The following is a 22,023-nucleotide window of genomic DNA, read 5'->3' on the forward strand; positions in this document are numbered from 1 at the left end:
GAACAGAAGATTAGACAGCTACAGAAGTCTAAGCGGCCTGGATGGGAAAGATTAGTTGACAAGCTTATTGATGATGAGATTCCAGATCCATGGGGTGAAGGAGAAGTAAGCCATGGCTCAACAGATGTAGCAGATGTAAGCTGGATCACGCCTACAGTTGAATTTAGTACTGCAGCATGGGTTTTAGGCACCCCTGGACATTCATGGCAAAATGTAGCCCAGTCAGCATCAGGGCTAGGACATAAATCGTTAATCTTCGCAGCAAAGGTGATGGCTGCAACAGCACTAGACCTTCTAACAAAACCAGAAATAATAAAGAAGGCTAAAAAGGAGCATAAGGAGAGGTTGAGAGGAAGAAAGTATAAGCCACCAATACCACTTGAAGTAAAACCACCACTAGACATTTGGAAAAGATAGTGAGGTAAGCTACTGCATACTTCTATTTTAAATAAATTGAAGAGGAAGAAAGAAACTAGTCTATCTCTAAAGTCTCCTTCAAGGCCTTAAGAATTCTATCAGTAACCTCCTCAACCAGCTTCTTTGCAAATTCAGCTGAAGACCTGGTTGGATCTCCAATTCCACCAGTATTAGTGATTTCATCAAAATATCTAAAACTTGAAATTGGCGGTCTAGGCTTAGTGACAGGCTTTATAATCCTATCCCTCCTAACCAATTCAGGTCTATATAGTAGTATTATGCTAGTTTCATGTTCACATGCATGACCCCATCCAGGCTCAGTCCATGCATTAATAATGTCTCTAGCAAAGGAAGTCCAATGTAAAAGATAAGTTTTCATTCCAGTATCAACTCTAATCTTCTGAACTGCAACATTTAACGGGGCAAGATTGCCTCCATGGAAATTCATTATAACAAATCTTTTCACACCATGTCTATGCAAACTAACTCCAATATCATAAACTATGGAGATATAGTTTTCAGGTTTAATTGTAATAGTACCTGGAAAATTCATGTGATGCTCAGAGCACCCATAAATCAAAACAGGAAGTTTAACCAATTTCAACTTATACTTATCACTCATTCTCAAAACTTCATCAACGAGACAATTAGCTCTTATTCCATCAACATTTAATGGTAAATGCTTTCCATGCTGCTCTAGACTTCCAGTAGGAAGAATTACAAAGTCAGCCTCCTTGAGAACTCTTCCAGCCTCCTCCCAAGTCAACTCCTCTAATTTCCAAAACATCTAAACCACCAAAAATAATTAAATACAAATTAATATAACAGTTAAGCTCAGCCTTAAAGCAACATAACCTACTGATAGCAAAAAATTATAAACCAGTCAGTCTAATATCCATTAGAGTTTGGGCCCGTAGCTCAGCCAGGTAGAGCAGCGGGCTCTTAACCCGTTGGTCGCGGGTTCAAATCCCGCCGGGCCCGCCACTTATCTTAGCCTCCTTACGGGGAAGAATCGATAATAAACCAACTATTAAACCTAAAATTAAGCAAATTAAGCCAAGCATAAAGGTGAAGGTTTGCCACAATCTCAATTCAATTAAATTTGAAGATAACAAAATAAAACCACCAAAGAGTAATAATATTAAGCCTAATCTAAATAGATTTTCTTCAGACCTATCCGACATATCTTCCCACATTAAAATTAAAGTTAAATAAAAATAAAGTTTACCAATACTTACCATCCAAATAAGGCATACTTAACAATCAATGGTGCACACACTGAAGCTACAAGTGACATCACTGTTATAAGCGTGTTTAATGATGGGCCAGCAGTATCCTTAAATGGATCACCAACAGTATCGCCAACAACAGCAGCCTTATGTGCATCTGAACCTGAACCACCAAAATGTCCAGCCTCAATATATTTCTTAGCATTATCCCAGGCTCCACCAGCATTAGCCATCAATATTGCTAATATAACTCCAGTAACAATACTTCCAGCCAAGAAACCTCCAAGTGCATCTTTTCCTAAAATAAAGCCTACAAGTAATGGAGTTACAATTGAAAGTATTCCTGGTGGCAATAATTCCGCCAATGCACCTTTAGTTGCAATATCAACACATCGAGCATAATCAGGCTTAGCAGTTCCCTCTAAAAGTCCTGGAATCTCTCTAAATTGACGTCTAATTTCTTCAATCATTCTAAAAGCATTCTTTCCAACACCAAGGATAGTCAATGCAGAAAATAGCGGGGGCATTAATGCACCTAGAAATAAGCCAACCACTACATATGGATCCATTAAATCTAACATTTTAAGGTCAACTAGCTCAGCATATGCAGAAAATAATGCTAAAACAGTTAATGCGGCAGCTCCAATGGCAAATCCCTTAGTCACAGCCTTAGCAGTATTCCCCACAGCATCAAGAACATCAGTAATCTCAATTACATGGTCACCTAAATGTGCTTGTTCAGCAATACCCTTAGCATTATCAACTATTGGTCCATATGCATCAGCAGAAACTATCATACCAGTTATAGAAAGCATTCCAAGTGCAGCTACACCAATACCATAAAGCCCAGCTAAATGCCATGCAGCAATAGTTGCAGCACAAATTCCAAGGAGTGGAGGAGCAATGCTCAACAAACCATAGGAAAACCCAGTTAAAATGTTTAATGCCGCCCCAGTCTTAGACATCTCAGCAATCTTTAAAACTGGCTTTCGATCAATAGCAGTGTAATAATCAGTTGTAACTCCAATAATTACTCCAGCAATCAATCCAACCATAGTTGCATAGAAAATATTTACACTGAAATTCAAGTATATCGTAGCAAAATATGCAAATACTCCGAAAATAATACATGTAACAAAAGTCCCTAAATTCAATGCTAAACCAGGATTTCTAACCCTAACAAATCTTACAAAAATTGCTCCAAGTACAGATGCAATAATTCCAGCAGCAGCAAACAATAGTGGAAGCATAATTCCAGGCTGACCATAATATGCAGCCCCCAAAATCATTGCTGCAACAACACTTCCAACATATGAGTCATATAGATCAGCACCCATCCCAGCAACATCACCAACATTATCACCAACATTATCAGCAATTACAGCTGGATTTCTAGGATCATCCTCTGGAATTCCAATTTCAACCTTACCTACTAAGTCAGCGCCAATATCAGCAGTCTTAGTAAATATTCCACCACCAGCCTTAGCAAACAATGCCACTGCACTTGCACCAAAACTAAATCCCAACACTATATCAAGATTTTGATAGACGTGATATAATATGCTTATTCCAAGCAGAGCTAATCCTACAACTGCAAGACCCATCACAGCTCCACCACTAAAAGCTATTTTAAAAGCCCTATCCAAACCAGACCTAGCAGCATTAGCTGTTCTAACATTAGCCTTCAGTGCAGCACTCATACCTAGAAAGCCTGCTAAACCTGAACAAATAGCACCAATAATATAAGTCAATCCAATATGAGGATTAAGTGAAATTGCCAATAACACTGCCACAACCACTACGAAGAAAGCTAAAGTCTTATACTGTCTCTTCAAATATGCTTCTGCACCCTCCCTAATAGCCTCTGCAACCTCCTTCATCTTAGAAGTACCTTCTTCCTGTTTATTCACATATAATTGAAGGAAAATTGCAAATAGGATGGATATAATAGCTGAAAGGGCCGCGATTATTGTTGAATCCACCCATCATCCCTCCAATTCTCTATAGGCAGAATACATTTATTTCAACTTAAATAATTTCCCTAGAATTCTACTTGAATTTCAAGTAATAAGTCATGAAGTTTTTAACTGCACGAATCAACCTCTCAGGAGTAGAAAACACTGGAATGCCTCTCTGCTGAAGTTTTCTAGCTTGCCTAATAGAATATGGACCCCCAGAAGCCAATGCAACTATAGGTTTACCATACTCCCTCAACTTAGGAATCTCATATACCACTTCATCCTCGAGTGGAGTGTCTTGAAAGACGAAGAAGAGAGCCAAAATATTTACATTTGAATCTTCAAGTAAAATTCTACTAGCCGTCATATAATCCTTCAAAGTAGCACTACCCGTCAAATCAACTGGATTACCAATTAAAGCATAAGAAGGAAGACTTTCCCTCAATTTCTCCCTCGTCTTACTACTATACTGAGAGAGCTTAACACCCAATTCACTTGCAATATCTGAAGCCATAACACAAGGCCCAGCACCATTAGTAACCATAGCCAACCCATCACCTCTAAGTGGAGGGCAAAAAGAAAAAATTTTAATGGTATCAAATAGTTCTTCAACATCTTGAACTTGAATTATACCAGCCTTCCTAAAGGCAGCTCTAACAACCTCATATCTACCAGCAAGATTACCCGTATGAGACATAACAGCCCTACAACCAATCTCAGTTCTACCAGCCTTCAAAACAATTACTGGCTTAAACTTTGAAACTCTAGCAGCCACATCAATAAATCTCCTACCACTCTTAACACTCTCCATATAGAAAGCTATAACTCTAGTTTTATCATCACCACCAAGAAAACTTAGCAATTCAGCCTCATCAACATCACACATATTCCCATAACTAACAAATTTACTTAAACCAATACCATCCATAGCCATCCACTCTAAAATAGTACATCCATAAGTTCCACTCTGAGTTAAAAATGCAACATTACCCTTAGAAGGACGAAGCATACGCTCATAAGATTGGAAGAAAGTGTCTATACGTGTATATGGATTGAAAATACCAATACAATTTGGACCAATAACTCTAATACCATACCGCCTAGCAACTGAAACAAGTTCACTTTGAAGTTTAACACCTAAACCACCAGACTCACTAAAACCACCAGAAATAACAACTACACCCTTAACACCCTTCAAACCACACTGCTCAACAACTTTAGGGATAATTCTAGCTGGAATTGCAATAACAGCCAACTCAACATCACCAGGAATACTGAGAACACTATCAAAACACTTCAAGCCTAGAATTTCAGAGTACTTTGGATTAACAGGATAAATCTCCCCCCCAAAGCCACTATCAATAAGACTCCTCAAAATTTCATGTCCAATCTTACCAGGCTCCCTAGAAGCACCAATAACAGCAATACTTTTAGCCTCAAAGAATACATTTAAGCTCATCCACCCATCACCATCGACATATATTAGAGAAAAATAAAATAATTTTACTCTAACAATACTTATTGAAACGAGAAAAATTTAAAGCATAAAAGTATAATTAAAGACGATAGACCCGCCGTAGCTTAGTGGTAGAGCACCCGGCTGTAGCCCTGCGCGCATGTAACTGGGCATCAAGCCCTGAATGAACATGCGTCAGCCGTAGAAACCGGGGGGTCGCCGGTTCAAATCCGGCCGGCGGGACCAACTCAACATCAACTATAAATCTTAGATAATTATTTAATACACCATCAAGCTATAACTGATGTTGGGGATATAATTGAAGAAAAAAAATAATTTTGAATTCTATGTTGGAGAAGCATTAATAGGCTCAGGGGCAGAAGTAGCACATGTAGACTTAATAATAGGCAGTAAATCAGGTCCAGCTGGAATAGCCTTCGCAAATGCATTATCACAACTCTCAGCAGGCCATACACCACTATTAGCAGTAATAAGGCCAAACCTACCAGTAAAACCAAGCACAATAGTAATACCTAAAGTAACAATTAGAAATCTAGAAGATGCAAACAAAATATTTGGTCCAGCCCAAACAGCAGTGGCAAAGGCAGTTGCAGATGCAGTTGAAGAAGGAATAATTCCAATAGAAAAATGTGAAGAATGGATAATAATAGCATCCGTCTTCATTCATCCAAAAGCAAAAAACTACAGGAAGATATACCAATTCAACTATGGGGCAACAAAACTAGCTATAAGAAGAGCATTAAAGAGATATCCAAGCATAAGCAAAATACTAAGAGAGAAGGATAGAGCAACACATCCAATAATGGGATTCAAAGTACAGAGACTATGGAATCCACCATACCTACAAGTAGCACTAGACATAGATAAAATAGATAAAATACTAGAAATAGTAAAACAACTACCAAAAAGAGAAAGATTAATACTAGAGGCAGGAACACCACTAATAAAAGCACATGGAGTAAAAGTCATAGAAAAAATAAGAGAAATAAGACCAGAAGCATTCATAATAGCAGACCTAAAAACAATGGATGTAGGAAGAATAGAAGTAAAAGAAGCAGCAGATGCAACAGCAGACGCAGTATGCATACTAGGGGTATCATCAAAGGCAACCATAGAAAAAGCAATACTAGAAGCACAAAAACAGGGAATATACTCAATCTTAGACATGATGGAAGTAATAAACCCAGAAGAAAAACTAGAAAAACTATACTATAAACCAGACATAGTCCTACTACACAGAAACGTAGACGCAGAAAGAGCAGCAGCAGAAGCAGGGAAACCATGGCAAACCCAGTGGGGAAACATAATGGCGATAAAAGAAAAATTCAAATGCCTAGTAGGAGTAGCAGGAGGAATAACACCACAAACAGCCAGAAAAGCACTTGAAAGCGGAGCAGACATAATAGTAGTAGGAAGATATATAATAAGAAGTAAAGACCCGAGAAGAGCAGCAGAACAATTCCTAGACCAAATGCCACCAGACCCAGACACCATGAGACTAGTACTAGACGAAGACGAAAAAATAGGGGAAATCTAACCAACACAAATATAAATAAAAATTTAACTCAACACAAAATGGGCCCGTAGCTCAGCTGGAAAGAGCGCTGGCCTTCGGAGCCAGTGGTCGAGGGTTCGAAAGAAAACCGAAAATCCCTCCGGGCCCGCCAAACCAAATATAAAAAGATTAACCACAAACACAACAAAACAAAAATAAATCCCCTCCAAAACAAAAATAAACTAGAAGCGGGGGTTGCCGAGCCAGGACAAAGGCGCGGGACTTAAGATCCAACCCGAAAACGGGGCCAAGACCAACACGGGTTGGATAAGCCTAAAATCCCGTGGCGAAGGCCTTCGTGGGTTCAAATCCCACCCCCCGCACCATGTGCCTTCCAGCTTTCAGCATTCTCTTTTTCCTTAAATCTTCCCGATTTCCAGAGAACGCCAGAAGAGGATACTAGTTACCATATGATAGTCAGAAGAAAACTCAGAATGTTATTAGATGAAGTATATGAGAAACTGCCCAATCATTTAAGAAATAAGCTGAAATACCGTGACATTGGCAAAACTGGATTTTGAGAGTTCCTTTCAGAGGATAAAATAAGGTTCAATGTACTCATTTTAATATGACTATATATGGTGATCAGTTCCGAATAGGAGTAATTGCAGAGGGGAAGAAACCAGCGCAAGGGTCACAGAAAACATTAGCAAACGAAAAAAGAAGTTTTTGACCGTTCTAAACCCCATTGAAGGGGCAGCCTTAACCGTTTGGAAGAGAATATCGACACACGTGTCAAGACTATTTGTAGGAGAAGATGTTTGCACTTTCCAAAGTGAGTATATGAACGTTTTATCAGTGGACTTCGTACTGAAATACCTAAAATCACTGAAATTAGCTGCACTCAGATTATACTTTCCACACCATTATGAAGAAGAAATCGTTCATAGTAGTAAACTCGTTGACGACGTAGTCGAAGACATTGAACTCTTGAAGCCCTTTTACAACTTTGTTCGAAGCTAAATGCATATGCGTTCATCTCTAAGGTCATGAAAAACAAGGATTTAAACCGAGGTTTGAACCCAACCCCCACACCAAATCTACGTAAGTCACATTCATAGTCTTGTTTCTTCTAATTCATTACTTCTCAAACGCATAAATATTCGGCATCGATCTTAGAGTTATCTAAGATAAAAATCATTCAGTTACTTTGTTCTAATTAAGCGAACTGAGTTTAGAACCACCAATAAAGCATTGCTTTCATGAACTATTGCTGCCAAGATTGGATTCACTATTCCTAACGTTGAAAGAGCAATTCCCAGAATATTGACTACAAGAGCAAAAAGAATATTCTGTTTTATCACACTTAACGTTCGTTTACTTAAGCGGATGGCCTCTGAAACCTTTCCTATCTCGTCTGTTGTCAAGATGATGCCAGCGGTTTCTATAGCTATGTCTGTTCCAGCAGCACCCATAGCTATTCCAATATCAGCTGCAGCCAGTGCAGGTGCGTCGTTAATCCCGTCACCAATCATAGCCACTGTATATGTGGCTTGAAACTTTTTAATATAGGTAACCTTGTCTTCTGGAAGTAATTCCGCCTTGACTTCGTTTATACCTGCCTGTTTTGCTATGCCCTGAGCAATTTGTAAAGTGTCACCTGTAAGCATGACAATTTTCTTAATGCCATTTTCTCTCATTTTTTCTATAGCTTCAGGAATATTTTCTCTCAATGTATCAGCTACACCTATAATCCCAACAAGTTCTCGATCTTTAGCAATTAAAAGAGCTGTTTTTCCTTCTTTCTCTAATGCTTTTAAGTAATCCTCCATGGCTTTGTCGATTTTAATTCCATTATTTTCCAAAAGCTTCCTATTTCCAACTATAATTTCATGGCTGTTATGCTTAGCTATCACGCCTTGACCAAGGATGACGTGAAACTCGGCTGGATCTTCAACCTTTATACCTAACTCATTTGCCTTTTTCAGCACAGCTTTAGCTAATGGATGTTCAGAATACCTTTCTGCAATAGCCGCGAGAAGAAGGACTTCCTTTTCTGTTTTTCCATTAACTCCTTTTATAGTGACAACTTCAGGGTCACCGGTTGTTAGTGTTCCCGTCTTGTCCATAACTACCATATCGACTTTGGCAGTCTTTTCGAGAATGGCTCCTCCTCTTATTAAAATACCTTTCTTAGCAGCATTTCCAATACTTGCAATCACAGCTGTGGGAGTAGCTATAGTTAAGGCGCACGGACATGCAATAACAAGAATTGAGATCGCTCTGACTACATCTCTAGTTACAAAGAAGACCAAAATCGCTAGTGTTAGGATTATTGGTGTGAACCATCGTGCATAGCGATCAACTACTCTCTCAAGAGGTGCTTTACGGGCTTGAGCTTCCCTAACAAGTTTAATAATGCGAGCAAAGGTTGTATTTTCTCCGGTCCTAGTTACTTTAATTTCTAAAGCACCTAGCTCTACGATGGTGTTGCTAAAAACCTCGTCACCTTTAGTTTTCTCTACAGGTATCGATTCACCAGTTATTGATGCTTGATTAACTGTTGCAACTCCACTTATAACCACACCATCTACTGGTATTTTCTCTCCAGGTTTTACAATCACAATGTCTCCTAGACGTATCTCTTCAACGGGAATTTCGATTTCCTTTCCCTTTCGACGCACTCTCGCCTTCTTGGGAGTGTCTTCAATTAATTTTTCGATGGCTGTTACAGTTTTTCCTGAAATATAGTCTTCGAGCATTTCACCTCCAGTTAACATGATGGCAACAATTGCAGCAGCTATATACTCCTTAATAAGGATCGAGGCAACAATGGCCATACTTACGAGGAAATCAACATTAAAATTTTTAGAGAGAATTGCTTTAAATGCATCCAAAATAATAGGAAAGCCAATAATGATTGCTGCAACTAGGGCTAATCCATCAGTTATATGCTTTGGAAGTAAGCTGAGGTTAAGACTAATCCAACTTACAGCACTCATAATTAAGGCGAGGAAGAGGATAAAAATTCTTTGAAGTTTCATCAATTTCTCCCTCAATTACACTATTCTTAGAACTTTCATCACATTACAGAAATCTGGCAATAGCTTCTTTTAATTCAGCTATAGCACTTTCACCAACACCTTCCTTTATTGCCTTTAAAATACAAGTTTCTATATGGTCTTCAAGGATCATTCGGGCAGTTTTGTTTAACGCAGCACGAATTGCAGCAAGCTGAAGAAGAATCTCTGGGCAGCCTCTTTCCTCTTCCACCATCCGTTTTACTCCACGCACATGTCCTTCAATTCGAGCTAACTGCTTGATTACATCCTCGTGTTTCTTATGTACACTCACTATATCCCCTCCCAGGGGAGGGGATATTCTCTCTGTTATAAAAAGGTTTCGATTTTGCATAATTTATTATACATATGCTTTTATTACATGCTAGGAGAGATATTTGTGAAGTGTAAGATGGTGGAGGCTGTTGTATAACATCAATGTCTCTACATAAGGATTAGTAGCTTACTCCTTAAGATAATCTGGTTTTTAAACATGTTCATAATAATTTAAAAAGCTTTACGATTTCTCATTCATACATAAAGTGGTTAATGTATCTATTAGAAGTAGAGGAGCTACTAAGAAAGGAAGTAAAGGATGCAATCAGTGATGTTATGAGAAGAGTGGTGAGGAAAGTTGTACGTAAAAAAGACTTCTTTGATTTTTTAATTTCATTTTCTTCAATTTGTCCCTTTATTTTGTTGGTGAATTTTACTTAGAAGCTACCTTGACCTCTTTATTCATGTATAAGAAATCACCAGTAAGAAGAAATAATTTATTTCATTCTTGAAGAATTATGCTATTTTTCTTAGTCTTTGTTTCTTCTCGAAGATGAGGATTCTTTTGGTTATTTCTAGTGGTTTTTCTGGTTTTGATATTGGAAGGATTGAGATGTCTATTAAGTCGTATTTTTCTGCAGTTGACCAAAGGTTTTCTATTTCATTTTCATTTAACCCTTTATTTTGAAAGTAGCTTATGAATTCATGTTCCGTTAAAAAGTCTTTATCATAGTGATTAAAGACCTCGTCTATTAGTTTTTTGATTTCTTCCTTATTCATCATAATTGCCCACCCTGTATATTTTAATAATTATTATTTAAAGAGCTCTTCCATCTCTTCCTTAATCCAGCTTTTAGGTATTTCAGGCGGATATTGTTTCATTATATTCCTTATTGTTTCAATTTCTCGCTCTGAAAGTGCTCTACCTCGAAATTTTACATAAAGTTCATAATGTTTTTGGAGTCTAATTGTATGCCATGTTCCAGGTAACATTCCATATTCTCTGTATAATAGCTCTATTGCTTCAGCTCTACTTGTAGTGCATCTCCAAGCAACCGTTATTCTTTCTTTTTTGCTCAGCCTTATAGATGTGGGTTTTAAAGTGAATGGTTTACTTAACTCATCTTTATGAACTATATTTAATATACGGACTTCTTGTTCTAATAGTTTTGGTGGATTATTGCGTATTATTCTTTTTAAAGCTGGATCATTAATTTTCCCTATTGGTATAACACTCTTTTTAGGTGGTATTAGACTTTTTATCCTAACAACATTTTCTGGCGATAGTTTATCCGTTATGTCTATTGATCTCCCCCACGATATTGTCATTACTAGTCTTCCTTTCTTGTCTATGTATAGGCTGCTGCTTCCTTCTTCTGTTAGTGTTGCTTGGAAATGGTATTTGCGTAGTTCTGGATTGGATAGTATTTTGAGGTCTATTGATGGATTTGTAATTGTTTTTCTTCCATATGGTATACCTGCTTTGTTTAGTGCTCTTGCTGTTGTTTTATCCGCGTAGGTTACGTATGAGTCTCTTGACCATTTGGGTGGTTGGTGGCATATTCCTCCTATTTGTTTCACTAGGTTTCTGAAGTATTGATGGAGTACTGGGTCTTTGTTTATGTATTTTACTTCGTGGTGTGCTTTTCCTCTTTCTCTTATTGTTCCTTCGTTTAGTATGTGGGTTTTTAGTTTGATTAATGCTTTTGAGTTTAGGTTTATTGGGAATTTTCTTATTAAGATTTCTAGTTCTTCTAGTTTGTTTAGATTTACTCTAAGTGTTTGGCAAAATTTTTGTAGTGCTTGAACTTCTAATGTTCTTGTTGGCTCTTTTAGCCATCTAACATATCTTTTGGCTAGGTCTTTTGGTAGACTTAGCTTTTTAACCATTAAGTCATAATAGTTTTCTGCTTTATGTAATTTGATAAGTTCATCAAATAATATTCTTAGTAGATGTGTTTTTATTTTCAGTTTTGCTGTTGGCGGCTCATCATACCAGTGATAGTATTTGTCTTTTATTTTAATGTTGGGTTTTAATCTTCTAACAATTTTAGTTAGTTTTATGTTGGATATCTGTCTTGATATCTTTAGTTTCTCTCTTATCTCTTCAATACTTATTTCTTGTTTATTTTTTAGTTCTTTCATTATTTTTGCTTCTAATTCTTCAAGTCTCTCCTTCTGTCTGATTATGTCCATCACTCTTCTTTGCGATAGTTTATATTGCCCCATCACTCATCACGGTTTTAGAGTTATATTTCCCTGACCATCAATTACTATGAAGCGTTTAACGTCATGAAGTTTTACAACTCCTTTTAAATGTGGTGGAGGAATCTGCCAACGTCCAGGTGACGCTAATCCCTCTTCATAATCTATGAAAGCTCTATGAGTATGACCTATAATTAACCAGTCTGCTTCTATTCTCGATTTATAATCCTTCATTAATTGCTTGATTATCTCAAGATTCTCCTTTGGATTTTCAACTAATTTATGTCCATGTATTAAATGAACAATTTCTCCATCTTGCTTCTTTATGGTTAACTCATCCCTCGTAGCTCCGTATAGCCGAATTAAATCAAGTATATTCTCTTTTAGAAGAAGCTCTCTCCCATTCTCAGACAGCTTATATATCATTGGATAAGCCATGTTCTTTAGAGATAACTTATTTAGCACTCTTACTAGATTGCTATCTTCACAATCACTACAGCCCTTAACCATGAAGATGTATGGTTTAACTATTTTAATTGAACCGAAAAAGGTCACAAGGTTATGAAGTGAAGGAATTTCCCATCTAAAATCAAAAACATCACCCAACAATACTAGGTGGCTAGGCCTCTCGTTTTCTAAGAAGCTTACTAAATCCTCCAGTAATGACTGCGGAGTCCAAATATGAATATCAGATACAATAACCACTACATCGTCATCCTCAATGATTAAATCATATAATTCATATGAAGGTAATTGTTCATCATTAAGCTTCATTAACAAATAATTCAAGTTATGCTTAGCCCTAAGCTTTTCATCTTCAAGTAACCTGCTGGATGACATAAACCTACAGGACTGACAGTTACATCTAAGGTATTCATTAGAAAGACTAACTTTACCATCATCACAATAAATTTTGAGGTTTCTAGCATCCAAATACCAACTTAAACCAGCAATACTCAAATTATCAATCTTCATAGACGCTTGACTTATAAAATCTAAAGCTTGAGGGCTAGTAGCACCGATGACCAGTAAATTATTAACATTATTTGAATACAACTCATCAGCATAAGTGTCTGATGAACATATTGATATTGAAGAAATAAAAGTCTACTAGGCTTCTGATTAGGTTTTATATTATTTGTGATCTTGTTTTTAGGGGTATTGGGTTTTCATATATTAATCCATATTTTTTAGCTAGTTTCCTGATATGTTTGTCGTTTGATATGATTATAGGAAGCTTGTTTTCTAGGGCGGTGGCTAAGAGTAAAGCGTCTCCAAGCGGAATATTCTCATCAACACTTATTCTAAATCCCCTATTTGAGGGTGGTATAAGCTTTAATCCTTCTGCTACTAGCCATATTTTTCGCGCCACATTTATTCTAGGCTTTATTTTATAGTGCCAGTATAGGGTGTTGTATGTTTCTAGGAGTGTTGTAGTTGTCACGTATAATTCCATTTCGCCTTTGATTCCCCTTTCAACTATGGGTTTTGTATAGGAATTTGCTATGTGATTGTCTATTAAGGCATAGGAAAGAATGTCTGCGTCTATTATTCTCACTCCTTATAACCGTTCTGTTTCTCCGCTACTTTTGTTATATTCGTTTCTTTTGTAGCGGAGTCTTCATCACGGGTGTTCATCCTCCACCCCCGACTACGGGAGCGGGGGGTCTCTGAGGGCACTACTGTCCGCACTGGTTCCCCACTCCCTTCATCGAAAGTGGATTCATGTAGGCTCATCCTCCTCGCCCTCTTCATCGGAGTCGTATTTCCACTAAGTTTATATACTAAGGGGTATATAAGTGTTTTTGGGGATACTATGGAGCTAATAGGTGTATATAGGGTTCTCCCTAAGATGAGGATGACCATACCGAAGGAGATTGCTGAGAAGATGGGTTTGAAGGAAGGTGATAAGCTCATTGTCTACTATGATGAGGAGAGACAAAGGATGGTGGTTGAGAAGTGGAGGAGAAGGTAAGAGCTACGATAAAAGGGAAACTACTGTTTGATTCTTTAGAAGATAAGGCACTCCTACTCTATACCATGAGGAATTTCAAGGATGCTGTAGAATATGCTCACTCACTAATGATGAAGGGTCTTAAGGAAAATGATATAGTTAAATTGATCACATCTAGGATAATGAACAATAAGTGGTATTCATACTCTGCATACAAAAGAGCTAGAGTGTACAGAGAGCAACCATACCTTAAATTGAAGAAACCACAGCTATTCTCGGTAGGGAGTAGGGATGAGGGAGGTAATAGGAATATAAAGTTTGTTTCAACAGATATAGTTAAAATAAAGATTCCATCGGCTAGTGGAAGGCATAGATGGATTACGTGCAACGTTAGGTTTAGCAAGAAACACATTCCAATAGTAGAGGAGTTGGTCAACACTAACACACCATATAGTGCTGGCGTTCATCTAGTAAATGGTGTGTTTAAGCTACACATAAACATCCCACTTGAACTGTACACTAGGTATATGAAGAAGGGGAGCAAAGCTAAAGTCATCAGTTATATTGCAGGTTTCGACTTCAACCCAGATAGAATATGTATGGTAATCATAGACCAAAGGGGAATTATTAGGGACATCAGGAATGAATATTTCCCAGAGACAACATCACATGGTTTTCCGGAGGAGAAAGCTAGAACTATAAGGCAAGAGGCAACATCTAAACTAGTGAAATATGCTAGAGAACATGGAGTGAAGCATTATGTTATTGAGAATTTATCTAAACCTAAACCCAAAGGTACTAGGTCAACTAAAAGGAAGATATCCAAAATGGCTTTGAGGAAGCTCATTCAGCAGATGGAGGTGTTAGTACCTAAAGTCGGTGGTGTCTTGATCAGAGTTAATCCAGCATATTCATCAGTGAGTGCTAGGATAATAACTCAAGATCTAGGTCTAGATATACATACAGCATCAGCATATATAATAGCGTTAAGAGGATTGAGGAAATGCAACAAAAGCATGTAAACGTTCCGAAAGTATCACATTATGTTACTGCCCCATATCTGTGCTTACCAGCTTCAGCCCCAAGAGTTCTAAATTCCTCATCAACGAGAAGCCTTACTTCCCTGAACTTTTTCAAGATATCCTCCTTTGAAGCTCTTCTAAGAATTATTTCAGACCCTCTTTTCTCTACAATTAATTCATCTTTTGGTTTTAATCCTTTCCTAAATTTAGATGGAATTACTATTCTCCATCTTTCATCTATTTTTACTTTTTCTCCCATTCCCATTCCCCAACCCATAACAAGTTAAGAAAATATTTAAAGTTCACTCCTGTCGCATTGTGATTCTGCGTGTATTATTGGGAGAAGCTGAGAAAGTAAATATACTGGAAAATTTTAAATGTCAATAAAGTGGCTATACTATGAGATGTGGAAATAATTCAAGCTATTGGAAGAAGCATAAGGAAAAACTAGAAAACACAAAGTTTGCTATTTATGTAGCTGATAAGGCTTGGGAATATACGTGGATGAATGGATTTAGGATAGCTGTATCAGAAATGCTTGAACTAAAACCAGGCGACAGAGTGTTAGATGCAGGTTGCGGCGACTAATGGTTTTCAATACAAAATGAACTTAAATATCCCGAAGTTGAGATCTTAGAAATTGATCTCATTGAGGCATGGGAAGCCGAGGAGATCTCAAGGTTAATTGGAGTTGAAAACTGCAAGTTTTACAAGATGGATGCCTTAAACATGAATATTAGAGAGAAGGTTGATCATGTAGTTCTTTTCATGACCCTTGGAAACATTGTGAAAAATCCTCAGATATTGAGAAACAATTTAGGAAATGTTGGGAAATTATGAGAGATGGAGCGAAATTATTGATAGTTGAAGCCTTCGAAGAAAACTTTCTAAGAGAGATTAGAGGAAAGAGATAGACATGGTAGAATTGCTTAAAGCTATACATTTTCCACCTTTAAGAAACACCTTTTACCCATGTAAATTTTGAGAGGAAATCGTTTTCTAATTTTGTAATGACAATTTGATGCTCCGTCAATAGAAATTCTAACAATTGTTTTATCGAAAAAGTTATGGGTTTAAATCATTCTTTAGTAATATACTAGTGGAGGCTCAGAATTGAGTGAAGAAGTTGTCTATCTCACTCTTGACAGGAAGGAATTTGACCTTATCGTCATGGCATTGAAAGTTTATGAAAAAGTTACAGATGATAGGGCAGTTAAAGTTGAGATATTAAAGTTAATAGAGAAAATATCTAAAAACATACTTGAAAAACAGGAGGAGAAAAAGGAGCAATAACAATAAATGATAAGTCAGCCATACTCTATCTTTAGTGTAGTTAATTTATCAGCACGAATTATCGTCCACTTTTTCCTTCTCTTCCTCTTCCATTTAACTGCAACATAAGCCTTAAAACCAAAGGCCCTGCTAAACTTAAGTAAGTCTTCAATTTCACTTTTATTTAAATATATTCTGTCGTCCTTTGTCTCTTTAACTTGATATGCTCTTCTGTCTTCACCTTTAGCTGCTAAAACATCACATGGAAAACCTCTACCCCCACTGATAGGCAATCTAACAGCATAAAATCCATTCTCCCTAAGCCTCATCACCAACTCCATTTCAGCACGATAACCCTTTCTAAACGCCATCTCTCTCAATTAAAATATTGGTTTTAACAAATAAATTCTAATCTAATTCAATTGCAGGAAAGGTTATATACCATTTCTTCCAATGCAATTATTTGACGGTGGCTTAATTGTCAAAATCACTAGACGAATTATTTGATAGAATATTAAGATCGAAAATATTCAAGAATAGAGAACTACTACGACCAGACTATATTCCAGATGAACTTCCACATAGAGAAAATCAAATATTAGCTCTTGCTAAAATCTTAGCACCAGCTCTTCAAGGTGAAAGACCATCAAACATATTCCTTTACGGATTAACCGGAACAGGTAAAACAGCAGTAACAAGACATGTTTTGAAAGCAATAAAGAAGAGGAGGAAAAAAGAACTAAACTTAACGACAATCTACATAAACTGTAGACATGAAGATACAAATTATAGGGTACTAGCTAGACTATGCGAGGAAATAAATGTAGATGTACCCTTTACAGGACTAGCAACAGCAGAAGTATTTAAAAGATTTAGAGAAGGAGCAGAAAAAATACAAGGAATAATAATAGTAGTACTAGACGAAATAGATGCATTAATAAAGAAAAGCGGCGACGACATATTATACAAGTTAACGAGAATACATACTGAATTAAAGAAAACAAAAATATGTATAATTGGCATAACCAACGACCTAAAATTCACAGAATATCTAAGCCCAAGAGTTCGTAGCACACTAGGAGAAGAAGAACTAGTCTTTCCACCCTATACAGCACCAGAACTAGAAGACATATTAAAAATGCGTGCAAGAGATGCCTTCAAACCAGGAGTACTTGAAGAAGGAGTAATAAAGCTATGTGCAGCACTAGCAGCCAAGGAACATGGAGATGCACGAAGAGCATTAGACCTACTGAGAATATCAGGAGAAATAGCAGAAAGAGAAGGAATGAACAAAGTAACAATAAATCATGTAAGAAAAGCACATAGAAAAATAGAGAGAGACAGAGTAGTTGAAGTACTAAAAACACTACCCCTACACTCAAAAGTAGTAGTACTATCAATCTACATGCTAAATAAAAAAGGGAAAACAAAAGCAACAACAGGAGAAGTATACAGTATGTATAAATCAATATGCAACAAACTAAGACTAGACGAACTAACTCAAAGAAGAGTAAGCGACTTAATAAACGAACTAGACATGCTTGGAATTATAAATGCAAAAGTAATAAGTAAAGGAAGATATGGAAGAACAAAAATAGTTAAACTAAGCATAAGCGAGAAAAGTTTAAAGGAAGGATTACTTGAAGATGAATTTCTAAGTAAAATATTGAGGTAGAAAATGAAATTCATACTAGCTATAGAAGATGGAAAACTACCATCAAGAAAACCAAGAAAAGGAGAAAAGGCACTTCTAGTCGGAGTAAAAATGAAGAAAAATAGGATAGAAGCAATAAGATGTAAATCAATTGAAGTAGACGGACTAGACGTAACAGAAAAAACTCTACAAATAATCTCAAAAACAAAACCCATAGACATTATACTGTTAAGCGGAATCTCCTATGCAGGATTCAATATAATAGACGCAGTAGAGATATGGAAGAAAACAAAAATACCAATAATCATAATAAGCAAAGAAAAACCCAACAATCAATCAATATTATCAGCACTCATAAAACACTTCAGAGACTGGAAAATAAGATGGGAAAAAATAGTAAAGGTACTAGAAAAATCCAAGGGCATACATGAAGTATACCTAAAATCAAACAAGAATCCAATCTATATCGAAACAATTGGAATAACCAAAGAAGAAGCAGAAAAAATATTAAAAGAAAATACTATCTGGGGAAGAACACCAGAACCCATAAGAGTAGCAAACATCATTGCAAAAAATATCTCAACAACATTCTACAACCTAAAAAATAAAAGTTCACTTGAATAATTATACTCCAGAAGCCCCGGTAGCTCAGCGGCAGAGCGGCGGCCTTGTAAGCCGTTGGTCGCGGGTTCAAATCCCGCCCGGGGCTCCAAATCAAAAACATAAAGAAGCCTATACTTCATCTATCTACTCAAATCCACTCTAAAACGAAGTAATGTTAATTGTTCAAGCCTAACAAGTAAAGAATTTTTAAAGCTAGCTGGAAGATAGCAAATAGGTAAATCCAGCAAACAGTAATAAGAGAGACAAGCAAAATTTAAATCTGAAAGTGAAACATGAACTTGTGGGCCGGTAGCTCAGACTGGAAGAGCGCCCGCTTGGCATGCGGGAGGCCGCGGGTTCAAATCCCGCCCGGTCCACCAAACATAGCATAAGCCTATTGTCTCGGAAAAATATAGCTATTTTATCTTCTACCTAACTCTAACACGATTAACCTTCTTATTAGCCCAGGTATAACGTCTAATACGTCTAGATCTTCCAAAGCCACATGCTGCACAATACTTCTTCCTTACATGATAAGAATGTCTTCCACATCTCCTACATCTGATATGGGTTTTCCTTTTACTCCTCTTACCAAAGGAAGGTGTACCCTTAGTCATAAATTTCACCTCAAATTTAAGGAGTCGTTGGGGATATTAGAACCACATTATCACCACGAATTATAAGTGTTCCAAGTTTTCTAGACTCACCACTATTTAACAATTCCTCAGCATCCTCTAAAACCAAGTTTAAATGTTGATCAAAACTCTTTAAGATACCTCTAAAAACTCTACCACCTTTAAGTTTAACTAAAACTAATCCACCAAGAGACTTAAAAAGTAGCTCAGAGGTAGTAGCTTCTGCCATCCATATCACCAACACATCACTTGTCATGCTTAGTTTTAACTCTATAATTTAAAAGTAACGGTTAATATTAAGTTTACCGAAAGAGAGGTAAAGAGAATATGCGTATAAAGCATAGACACTTCTTAAGAACAAGAGAAGCAAGAAGAATTATAGAAATGATTAAAAGGAATTATCCAAAACTATTTGATAAAATTAAAGACCAATTAGAGAAAAACAATATAGAAATAATAGTTACAAATTTAAATCACAAAATATACCTAATAAACAATAAACCAATAATTCTAGAACTAGAAGACAAGACAATCATACCATCCATAAACGCCCTACAAATATGTAATGAAGACCTACCGAGAATAATAGTAGATATGGGAGCTATACCCCACATAGTTAATGGCGCAGATGTAATGGCTCCAGGAATCATTGAAGTAAAAGGAGAATTTAATGAGAAAGAGATAGTCTCAATAGTAGATGAAAAACACTATAAAGCCCTAGCCATAGGCTTGACACTAGTTAACTCGAATAAAATGAAGAAAATGCAGAAGGGGAAAGTTGTAAGAAACATCCACCATGTTGGAGATAAAATCTGGAAATTCCTACAAGAACACAGTCTACTTTAAGCGAATAGTCTCCAAGTTATAAGGTACATAGGTGTTAACCTTAAATAACTGACGAAATGTTTCAGCTAAATTAATAGATTTAGCTTCCTCTCCATGGCAAATTATAACCTTATCAGGCTTAGGGGTAATCCTCTTCATAAAACCAAGTAACTGTCTCCTATCACTATGACCAGAGAAACCTTGTATTGAATGTACCCTTAAATTCACTTGAATAATTTCACTTCTACCATATCGATTAACTACTGGAATCTGCTTTACACCACTTACAACTCTACGACCTAAAGTCCCTGCAATTTGATATGCAACAAACACAACCGTATTCCTTGGATCTGGAGCCATAAGCTTAAAGTACTCTAATGCAGGTCCACCAGTAAGCATACCAGAAGTTGCAATTATAATGCAGGGGTCTCCCTCAACAATCTCCTCCCTCTCAGTTCTTGGAGAAACAAGTTTAAACAACTCATTATTGAATGGATTCTCACCCTCATGAAGCATTTTATCCCTAAGACTTCTAGATAAGTTTTCTGGATAAGCCATATGAATAGCAGTTGCCTCTTGAACCATACCCTCAATATAAACTGGAATTTCAGGAAGATACTTCATTTTAAAAGCTTCATTTAAAACCAACATTATCTCTTGTGCACGACCCACAGATAACACAGGAATCAAAACCCTCCCGTTTCGACTAATTGTCTGACTAATAATCTCTATCAACTGATGTTCAGCATCAATTCTCTGGGGAAGAACATCAGTTGGAGCACCATAAGTGCTCTCTATAATTAAAGTTTCAACTCTAGGAAAAACATAGGTTGCAGGTTCTAAAAGCCTAGTCTTACCAAACTTAAAGTCACTTGTATAAACTAGATTATGAATCCCTTCACCAATATGAAGATGAACCATTGATGAACCAAGAATGTGGCCGGAATTATGAAAAGTCAACCTAATATCAGGTGCAATATCAGTAACCTCACCATAATCAAGAGGTATAGTGTGAATAAGAGCTTCCCGTACATCCCTCATACTATATGGTGTTAAACTACCCTCCTTAGCAGCAACCTCCAAATAATCTATCTGAAGTAAAGCCATCAAATCCCTAGTCGGCCTAGTACAATAAACAGGCCCTTCATATCCATACTTAAATAGAAATGGAAGAAATCCACAGTGATCTAAATGTGCATGAGAAATTACAACAGCGTCAAGCCTCTCAATATCAAACTCAGACACATCTAAACGTGGAAACTCATTTATCGAATATGTAACACCAGTCTTAACACCACAATCCAACAACACACAACTCTCAGAGGTTTCAACAAGAATAGCTGAACGTCCAACTTCTCTAAAACCACCTAAACAAGTTATTCTAACCTCACCAGTCTTCAGAATTGTTGGTCTATGAATTCTACTTCCAATTGCTCTAAGCATCTTCTTTCTCACGGAAGATGCATCAAGCACTAACTTGTTAATCCAATCAATAGTAATCGATCTTTTAGGAGGAATCCTAAAAATTCTAGGACGCCACTTAGTTGAAATCATTATTTGCTTCAAAACCTCTCCAAACTTAGTAATTAAAACTCCAGGCTTATCTACTTCAATTATAGTTTCACCAAATTCTTCATCAAAGTCAATTCTACCTACATTAATATCGCTTGGAATAAGAGATTTAATGATCTCCTCAGCCTTCTCCCTAGGTAAACGTATTTTAGGGTCACTTCTAACAATAATCCTCTTCTTAATAACCTTAGCAATCTTCTTAATTATAGAGTCATCTTCAATTAAAACTCTAGGATTAGCTGAGTAAATTGCAATTTCAGGACCCTCAAATTCAATTCTAGTTATCCTAGCTGAAATAGGAACAGTCTTCAGTATAGCCTCTCTAATACCCACTAGTACATCATCAAGCATCATTTAAGATACACCCTTA

25 protein-coding genes, 6 tRNA genes and 1 pseudogene are annotated in these 22,023 nt (G+C 36.8%); 17 read left to right on the top strand and 15 right to left on the bottom strand.

The window, feature by feature from the left end:
• Positions 1-417 (top strand): annotated as a pseudogene (locus ACW8TM_RS03430) (amidohydrolase); the annotation flags it as partial.
• Positions 418-472: 55 nt separating this feature from the next.
• Here ACW8TM_RS03430 and ACW8TM_RS03435 read toward each other — a convergent pair.
• Positions 473-1,204 carry a creatininase family protein gene (locus ACW8TM_RS03435; RefSeq protein ID WP_491531883.1) on the bottom strand — a complete coding sequence of 244 codons (732 nt, stop codon included), beginning with the start codon at positions 1,202-1,204 and terminating at the stop codon, positions 473-475.
• Positions 1,205-1,324: 120 nt separating this feature from the next.
• Between ACW8TM_RS03435 and ACW8TM_RS03440 the strand changes: the two genes are divergently transcribed.
• Positions 1,325-1,401, top strand: a tRNA-Lys gene (locus ACW8TM_RS03440).
• On the opposite strand, the gene ACW8TM_RS03445 is transcribed toward ACW8TM_RS03440, so the two are convergent.
• From ACW8TM_RS03445 to ACW8TM_RS03455, 3 genes are all read right to left on the bottom strand, one after another.
• On the bottom strand, positions 1,380-1,601 hold the full coding sequence (locus ACW8TM_RS03445) for a hypothetical protein (protein ID WP_491531884.1): 222 nt from the start codon (positions 1,599-1,601) through the stop codon (positions 1,380-1,382). The two genes, ACW8TM_RS03440 and ACW8TM_RS03445, sit on opposite strands and share 22 nt — an antisense overlap.
• A gap of 50 nt (positions 1,602-1,651) precedes the next feature.
• Positions 1,652-3,628 (bottom strand): sodium-translocating pyrophosphatase, encoded by a 1,977-nt coding sequence (locus ACW8TM_RS03450; RefSeq protein ID WP_491531885.1) that lies wholly within the window; start codon positions 3,626-3,628, stop codon positions 1,652-1,654.
• 67 nt (positions 3,629-3,695) lie between these two features.
• Entirely contained in the window at positions 3,696-5,063 is a 1,368-nt protein-coding gene (locus ACW8TM_RS03455; RefSeq protein WP_491531886.1) for an acetate--CoA ligase family protein, read from the bottom strand.
• A gap of 111 nt (positions 5,064-5,174) precedes the next feature.
• Between ACW8TM_RS03455 and ACW8TM_RS03460 the strand changes: the two genes are divergently transcribed.
• The 5 genes from ACW8TM_RS03460 (at position 5,175) to ACW8TM_RS03480 (ending at position 7,599) form a co-directional block, all read left to right on the top strand.
• Positions 5,175-5,306, top strand: a tRNA-Tyr gene (locus tag ACW8TM_RS03460).
• Positions 5,307-5,379: 73 nt separating this feature from the next.
• The gene (locus ACW8TM_RS03465) at positions 5,380-6,618 is read left to right on the top strand and encodes a bifunctional 5,6,7,8-tetrahydromethanopterin hydro-lyase/3-hexulose-6-phosphate synthase (RefSeq protein WP_491531887.1); all 1,239 of its coding nucleotides are present in this window, start codon (positions 5,380-5,382) and stop codon (positions 6,616-6,618) included.
• Positions 6,619-6,658: 40 nt separating this feature from the next.
• Positions 6,659-6,748, top strand: a tRNA-Arg gene (locus ACW8TM_RS03470).
• Between the two features lie 76 nt (positions 6,749-6,824).
• A tRNA-Leu gene (locus ACW8TM_RS03475) sits at positions 6,825-6,962 on the top strand.
• A gap of 343 nt (positions 6,963-7,305) precedes the next feature.
• Positions 7,306-7,599, top strand: coding sequence for a hypothetical protein (locus ACW8TM_RS03480; protein WP_491531888.1), 294 nt, complete (start codon positions 7,306-7,308; stop codon positions 7,597-7,599).
• Between the two features lie 182 nt (positions 7,600-7,781).
• Here ACW8TM_RS03480 and ACW8TM_RS03485 read toward each other — a convergent pair whose 3' ends face one another.
• Entirely contained in the window at positions 7,782-9,620 is a 1,839-nt protein-coding gene (locus tag ACW8TM_RS03485; RefSeq protein ID WP_491531889.1) for a heavy metal translocating P-type ATPase, read from the bottom strand.
• Between the two features lie 43 nt (positions 9,621-9,663).
• Complete coding sequence (locus ACW8TM_RS03490; protein ID WP_491531890.1) at positions 9,664-9,930, bottom strand: metal-sensing transcriptional repressor; 267 nt, start codon at positions 9,928-9,930, stop codon at positions 9,664-9,666.
• A 254-nt stretch (positions 9,931-10,184) separates the two neighbouring features.
• Between ACW8TM_RS03490 and ACW8TM_RS03495 the strand changes: the two genes are divergently transcribed.
• Positions 10,185-10,352, top strand: a complete 168-nt coding sequence (locus ACW8TM_RS03495) for a hypothetical protein (protein ID WP_491531891.1) — start codon at positions 10,185-10,187, stop codon at positions 10,350-10,352.
• A 75-nt stretch (positions 10,353-10,427) separates the two neighbouring features.
• Here ACW8TM_RS03495 and ACW8TM_RS03500 read toward each other — a convergent pair whose 3' ends face one another.
• The 4 genes from ACW8TM_RS03500 to ACW8TM_RS03515 all read right to left on the bottom strand — a co-directional run bounded on the left by ACW8TM_RS03500 (position 10,428) and on the right by ACW8TM_RS03515 (position 13,674).
• Positions 10,428-10,694: a hypothetical protein gene (locus ACW8TM_RS03500; protein ID WP_491531892.1), complete on the bottom strand. Its 267-nt coding sequence runs from the start codon at positions 10,692-10,694 to the stop codon at positions 10,428-10,430.
• Between the two features lie 30 nt (positions 10,695-10,724).
• Positions 10,725-12,140 carry a hypothetical protein gene (locus ACW8TM_RS03505; RefSeq protein WP_491531893.1) on the bottom strand — a complete coding sequence of 472 codons (1,416 nt, stop codon included), beginning with the start codon at positions 12,138-12,140 and terminating at the stop codon, positions 10,725-10,727.
• Positions 12,141-12,146: 6 nt separating this feature from the next.
• The gene (locus ACW8TM_RS03510; RefSeq protein WP_491531894.1) at positions 12,147-13,172 is read right to left on the bottom strand and encodes a metallophosphoesterase family protein; all 1,026 of its coding nucleotides are present in this window, start codon (positions 13,170-13,172) and stop codon (positions 12,147-12,149) included.
• A 73-nt stretch (positions 13,173-13,245) separates the two neighbouring features.
• On the bottom strand, positions 13,246-13,674 hold the full coding sequence (locus tag ACW8TM_RS03515; protein WP_491531895.1) for a type II toxin-antitoxin system VapC family toxin: 429 nt from the start codon (positions 13,672-13,674) through the stop codon (positions 13,246-13,248).
• A gap of 258 nt (positions 13,675-13,932) precedes the next feature.
• Between ACW8TM_RS03515 and ACW8TM_RS03520 the strand changes: the two genes are divergently transcribed.
• A complete protein-coding gene (locus ACW8TM_RS03520; protein WP_491531896.1) occupies positions 13,933-14,091 on the top strand; it encodes an AbrB/MazE/SpoVT family DNA-binding domain-containing protein in 159 nt (52 codons plus the stop codon).
• Positions 14,076-15,092: an IS200/IS605 family accessory protein TnpB-related protein gene (locus ACW8TM_RS03525; protein WP_491531897.1), complete on the top strand. Its 1,017-nt coding sequence runs from the start codon at positions 14,076-14,078 to the stop codon at positions 15,090-15,092. Before ACW8TM_RS03520 ends, ACW8TM_RS03525 begins: the two co-directional genes overlap by 16 nt.
• Before the next feature lie 19 nt (positions 15,093-15,111).
• Here the strand turns inward: ACW8TM_RS03525 and ACW8TM_RS03530 are convergent, their stop codons facing one another.
• Positions 15,112-15,351 (bottom strand): AbrB/MazE/SpoVT family DNA-binding domain-containing protein, encoded by a 240-nt coding sequence (locus tag ACW8TM_RS03530; RefSeq protein ID WP_491531898.1) that lies wholly within the window; start codon positions 15,349-15,351, stop codon positions 15,112-15,114.
• A 140-nt stretch (positions 15,352-15,491) separates the two neighbouring features.
• Between ACW8TM_RS03530 and ACW8TM_RS03535 the strand changes: the two genes are divergently transcribed.
• Together ACW8TM_RS03535 and ACW8TM_RS03540 are read left to right on the top strand one after the other, a co-directional pair.
• Positions 15,492-15,680: a hypothetical protein gene (locus ACW8TM_RS03535; protein WP_491531899.1), complete on the top strand. Its 189-nt coding sequence runs from the start codon at positions 15,492-15,494 to the stop codon at positions 15,678-15,680.
• Between the two features lie 525 nt (positions 15,681-16,205).
• A complete protein-coding gene (locus ACW8TM_RS03540; protein WP_491531900.1) occupies positions 16,206-16,385 on the top strand; it encodes a hypothetical protein in 180 nt (59 codons plus the stop codon).
• Between the two features lie 14 nt (positions 16,386-16,399).
• Here ACW8TM_RS03540 and hjc read toward each other — a convergent pair whose 3' ends face one another.
• Positions 16,400-16,735, bottom strand: coding sequence for a Holliday junction resolvase Hjc (gene hjc, locus ACW8TM_RS03545; protein WP_491531901.1), 336 nt, complete (start codon positions 16,733-16,735; stop codon positions 16,400-16,402).
• Positions 16,736-16,842: 107 nt separating this feature from the next.
• On the opposite strand from hjc, the gene ACW8TM_RS03550 reads away from it, so the two are divergent.
• The 4 genes from ACW8TM_RS03550 (at position 16,843) to ACW8TM_RS03565 (ending at position 19,001) form a co-directional block, all read left to right on the top strand.
• Positions 16,843-18,039: an ORC1-type DNA replication protein gene (locus tag ACW8TM_RS03550; RefSeq protein ID WP_491531902.1), complete on the top strand. Its 1,197-nt coding sequence runs from the start codon at positions 16,843-16,845 to the stop codon at positions 18,037-18,039.
• A 3-nt stretch (positions 18,040-18,042) separates the two neighbouring features.
• The gene (locus ACW8TM_RS03555; protein ID WP_491531903.1) at positions 18,043-18,642 is read left to right on the top strand and encodes an endonuclease dU; all 600 of its coding nucleotides are present in this window, start codon (positions 18,043-18,045) and stop codon (positions 18,640-18,642) included.
• Positions 18,643-18,655: 13 nt separating this feature from the next.
• Positions 18,656-18,730: transfer RNA gene (locus ACW8TM_RS03560), tRNA-Thr, on the top strand.
• Between the two features lie 194 nt (positions 18,731-18,924).
• A tRNA-Ala gene (locus tag ACW8TM_RS03565) sits at positions 18,925-19,001 on the top strand.
• Positions 19,002-19,049: 48 nt separating this feature from the next.
• Here the strand turns inward: ACW8TM_RS03565 and ACW8TM_RS03570 are convergent.
• Together ACW8TM_RS03570 and ACW8TM_RS03575 are read right to left on the bottom strand one after the other, a co-directional pair.
• Positions 19,050-19,238: a 50S ribosomal protein L37e gene (locus ACW8TM_RS03570; RefSeq protein WP_491531904.1), complete on the bottom strand. Its 189-nt coding sequence runs from the start codon at positions 19,236-19,238 to the stop codon at positions 19,050-19,052.
• A 16-nt stretch (positions 19,239-19,254) separates the two neighbouring features.
• A complete protein-coding gene (locus ACW8TM_RS03575) occupies positions 19,255-19,485 on the bottom strand; it encodes an LSM domain-containing protein (protein ID WP_491531905.1) in 231 nt (76 codons plus the stop codon).
• Between the two features lie 98 nt (positions 19,486-19,583).
• On the opposite strand from ACW8TM_RS03575, the gene ACW8TM_RS03580 reads away from it, so the two are divergent.
• On the top strand, positions 19,584-20,102 hold the full coding sequence (locus ACW8TM_RS03580; protein WP_491531906.1) for a DUF1947 domain-containing protein: 519 nt from the start codon (positions 19,584-19,586) through the stop codon (positions 20,100-20,102).
• On the opposite strand, the gene ACW8TM_RS03585 is transcribed toward ACW8TM_RS03580, so the two are convergent.
• Entirely contained in the window at positions 20,094-22,007 is a 1,914-nt protein-coding gene (locus tag ACW8TM_RS03585) for a beta-CASP ribonuclease aCPSF1 (protein ID WP_491531907.1), read from the bottom strand. The two genes, ACW8TM_RS03580 and ACW8TM_RS03585, sit on opposite strands and share 9 nt — an antisense overlap.
• Positions 22,008-22,023: the final 16 nt, after the last annotated feature.

The organism is Candidatus Culexmicrobium sp., from assembly GCF_058356305.1.

Excerpts from the sequence above, each read along its gene's own strand:
- ACW8TM_RS03435 (WP_491531883.1), bottom strand. The coding sequence starts at position 1,204 with ATGTTTTGGAAATTAGAGGAGTTGACTTGGGAGGAGGCTGGAAGAGTT.
- ACW8TM_RS03445 (WP_491531884.1), bottom strand. The coding sequence starts at position 1,601 with ATGTCGGATAGGTCTGAAGAAAATCTATTTAGATTAGGCTTAATATTA.
- ACW8TM_RS03455 (WP_491531886.1), bottom strand. The coding sequence starts at position 5,063 with ATGAGCTTAAATGTATTCTTTGAGGCTAAAAGTATTGCTGTTATTGGT.
- ACW8TM_RS03485 (WP_491531889.1), bottom strand. The coding sequence starts at position 9,620 with ATGAAACTTCAAAGAATTTTTATCCTCTTCCTCGCCTTAATTATGAGT.
- ACW8TM_RS03495 (WP_491531891.1), top strand. The coding sequence starts at position 10,185 with ATGTATCTATTAGAAGTAGAGGAGCTACTAAGAAAGGAAGTAAAGGAT.
- ACW8TM_RS03500 (WP_491531892.1), bottom strand. The coding sequence starts at position 10,694 with ATGATGAATAAGGAAGAAATCAAAAAACTAATAGACGAGGTCTTTAAT.
- ACW8TM_RS03505 (WP_491531893.1), bottom strand. The coding sequence starts at position 12,140 with ATGGGGCAATATAAACTATCGCAAAGAAGAGTGATGGACATAATCAGA.
- ACW8TM_RS03520 (WP_491531896.1), top strand. The coding sequence starts at position 13,933 with ATGGAGCTAATAGGTGTATATAGGGTTCTCCCTAAGATGAGGATGACC.
- ACW8TM_RS03530 (WP_491531898.1), bottom strand. The coding sequence starts at position 15,351 with ATGGGAGAAAAAGTAAAAATAGATGAAAGATGGAGAATAGTAATTCCA.
- ACW8TM_RS03535 (WP_491531899.1), top strand. The coding sequence starts at position 15,492 with ATGAGATGTGGAAATAATTCAAGCTATTGGAAGAAGCATAAGGAAAAA.
- hjc (WP_491531901.1), bottom strand. The coding sequence starts at position 16,735 with ATGGCGTTTAGAAAGGGTTATCGTGCTGAAATGGAGTTGGTGATGAGG.
- ACW8TM_RS03555 (WP_491531903.1), top strand. The coding sequence starts at position 18,043 with ATGAAATTCATACTAGCTATAGAAGATGGAAAACTACCATCAAGAAAA.
- ACW8TM_RS03570 (WP_491531904.1), bottom strand. The coding sequence starts at position 19,238 with ATGACTAAGGGTACACCTTCCTTTGGTAAGAGGAGTAAAAGGAAAACC.
- ACW8TM_RS03575 (WP_491531905.1), bottom strand. The coding sequence starts at position 19,485 with ATGGCAGAAGCTACTACCTCTGAGCTACTTTTTAAGTCTCTTGGTGGA.
- ACW8TM_RS03580 (WP_491531906.1), top strand. The coding sequence starts at position 19,584 with ATGCGTATAAAGCATAGACACTTCTTAAGAACAAGAGAAGCAAGAAGA.
- ACW8TM_RS03585 (WP_491531907.1), bottom strand. The coding sequence starts at position 22,007 with ATGATGCTTGATGATGTACTAGTGGGTATTAGAGAGGCTATACTGAAG.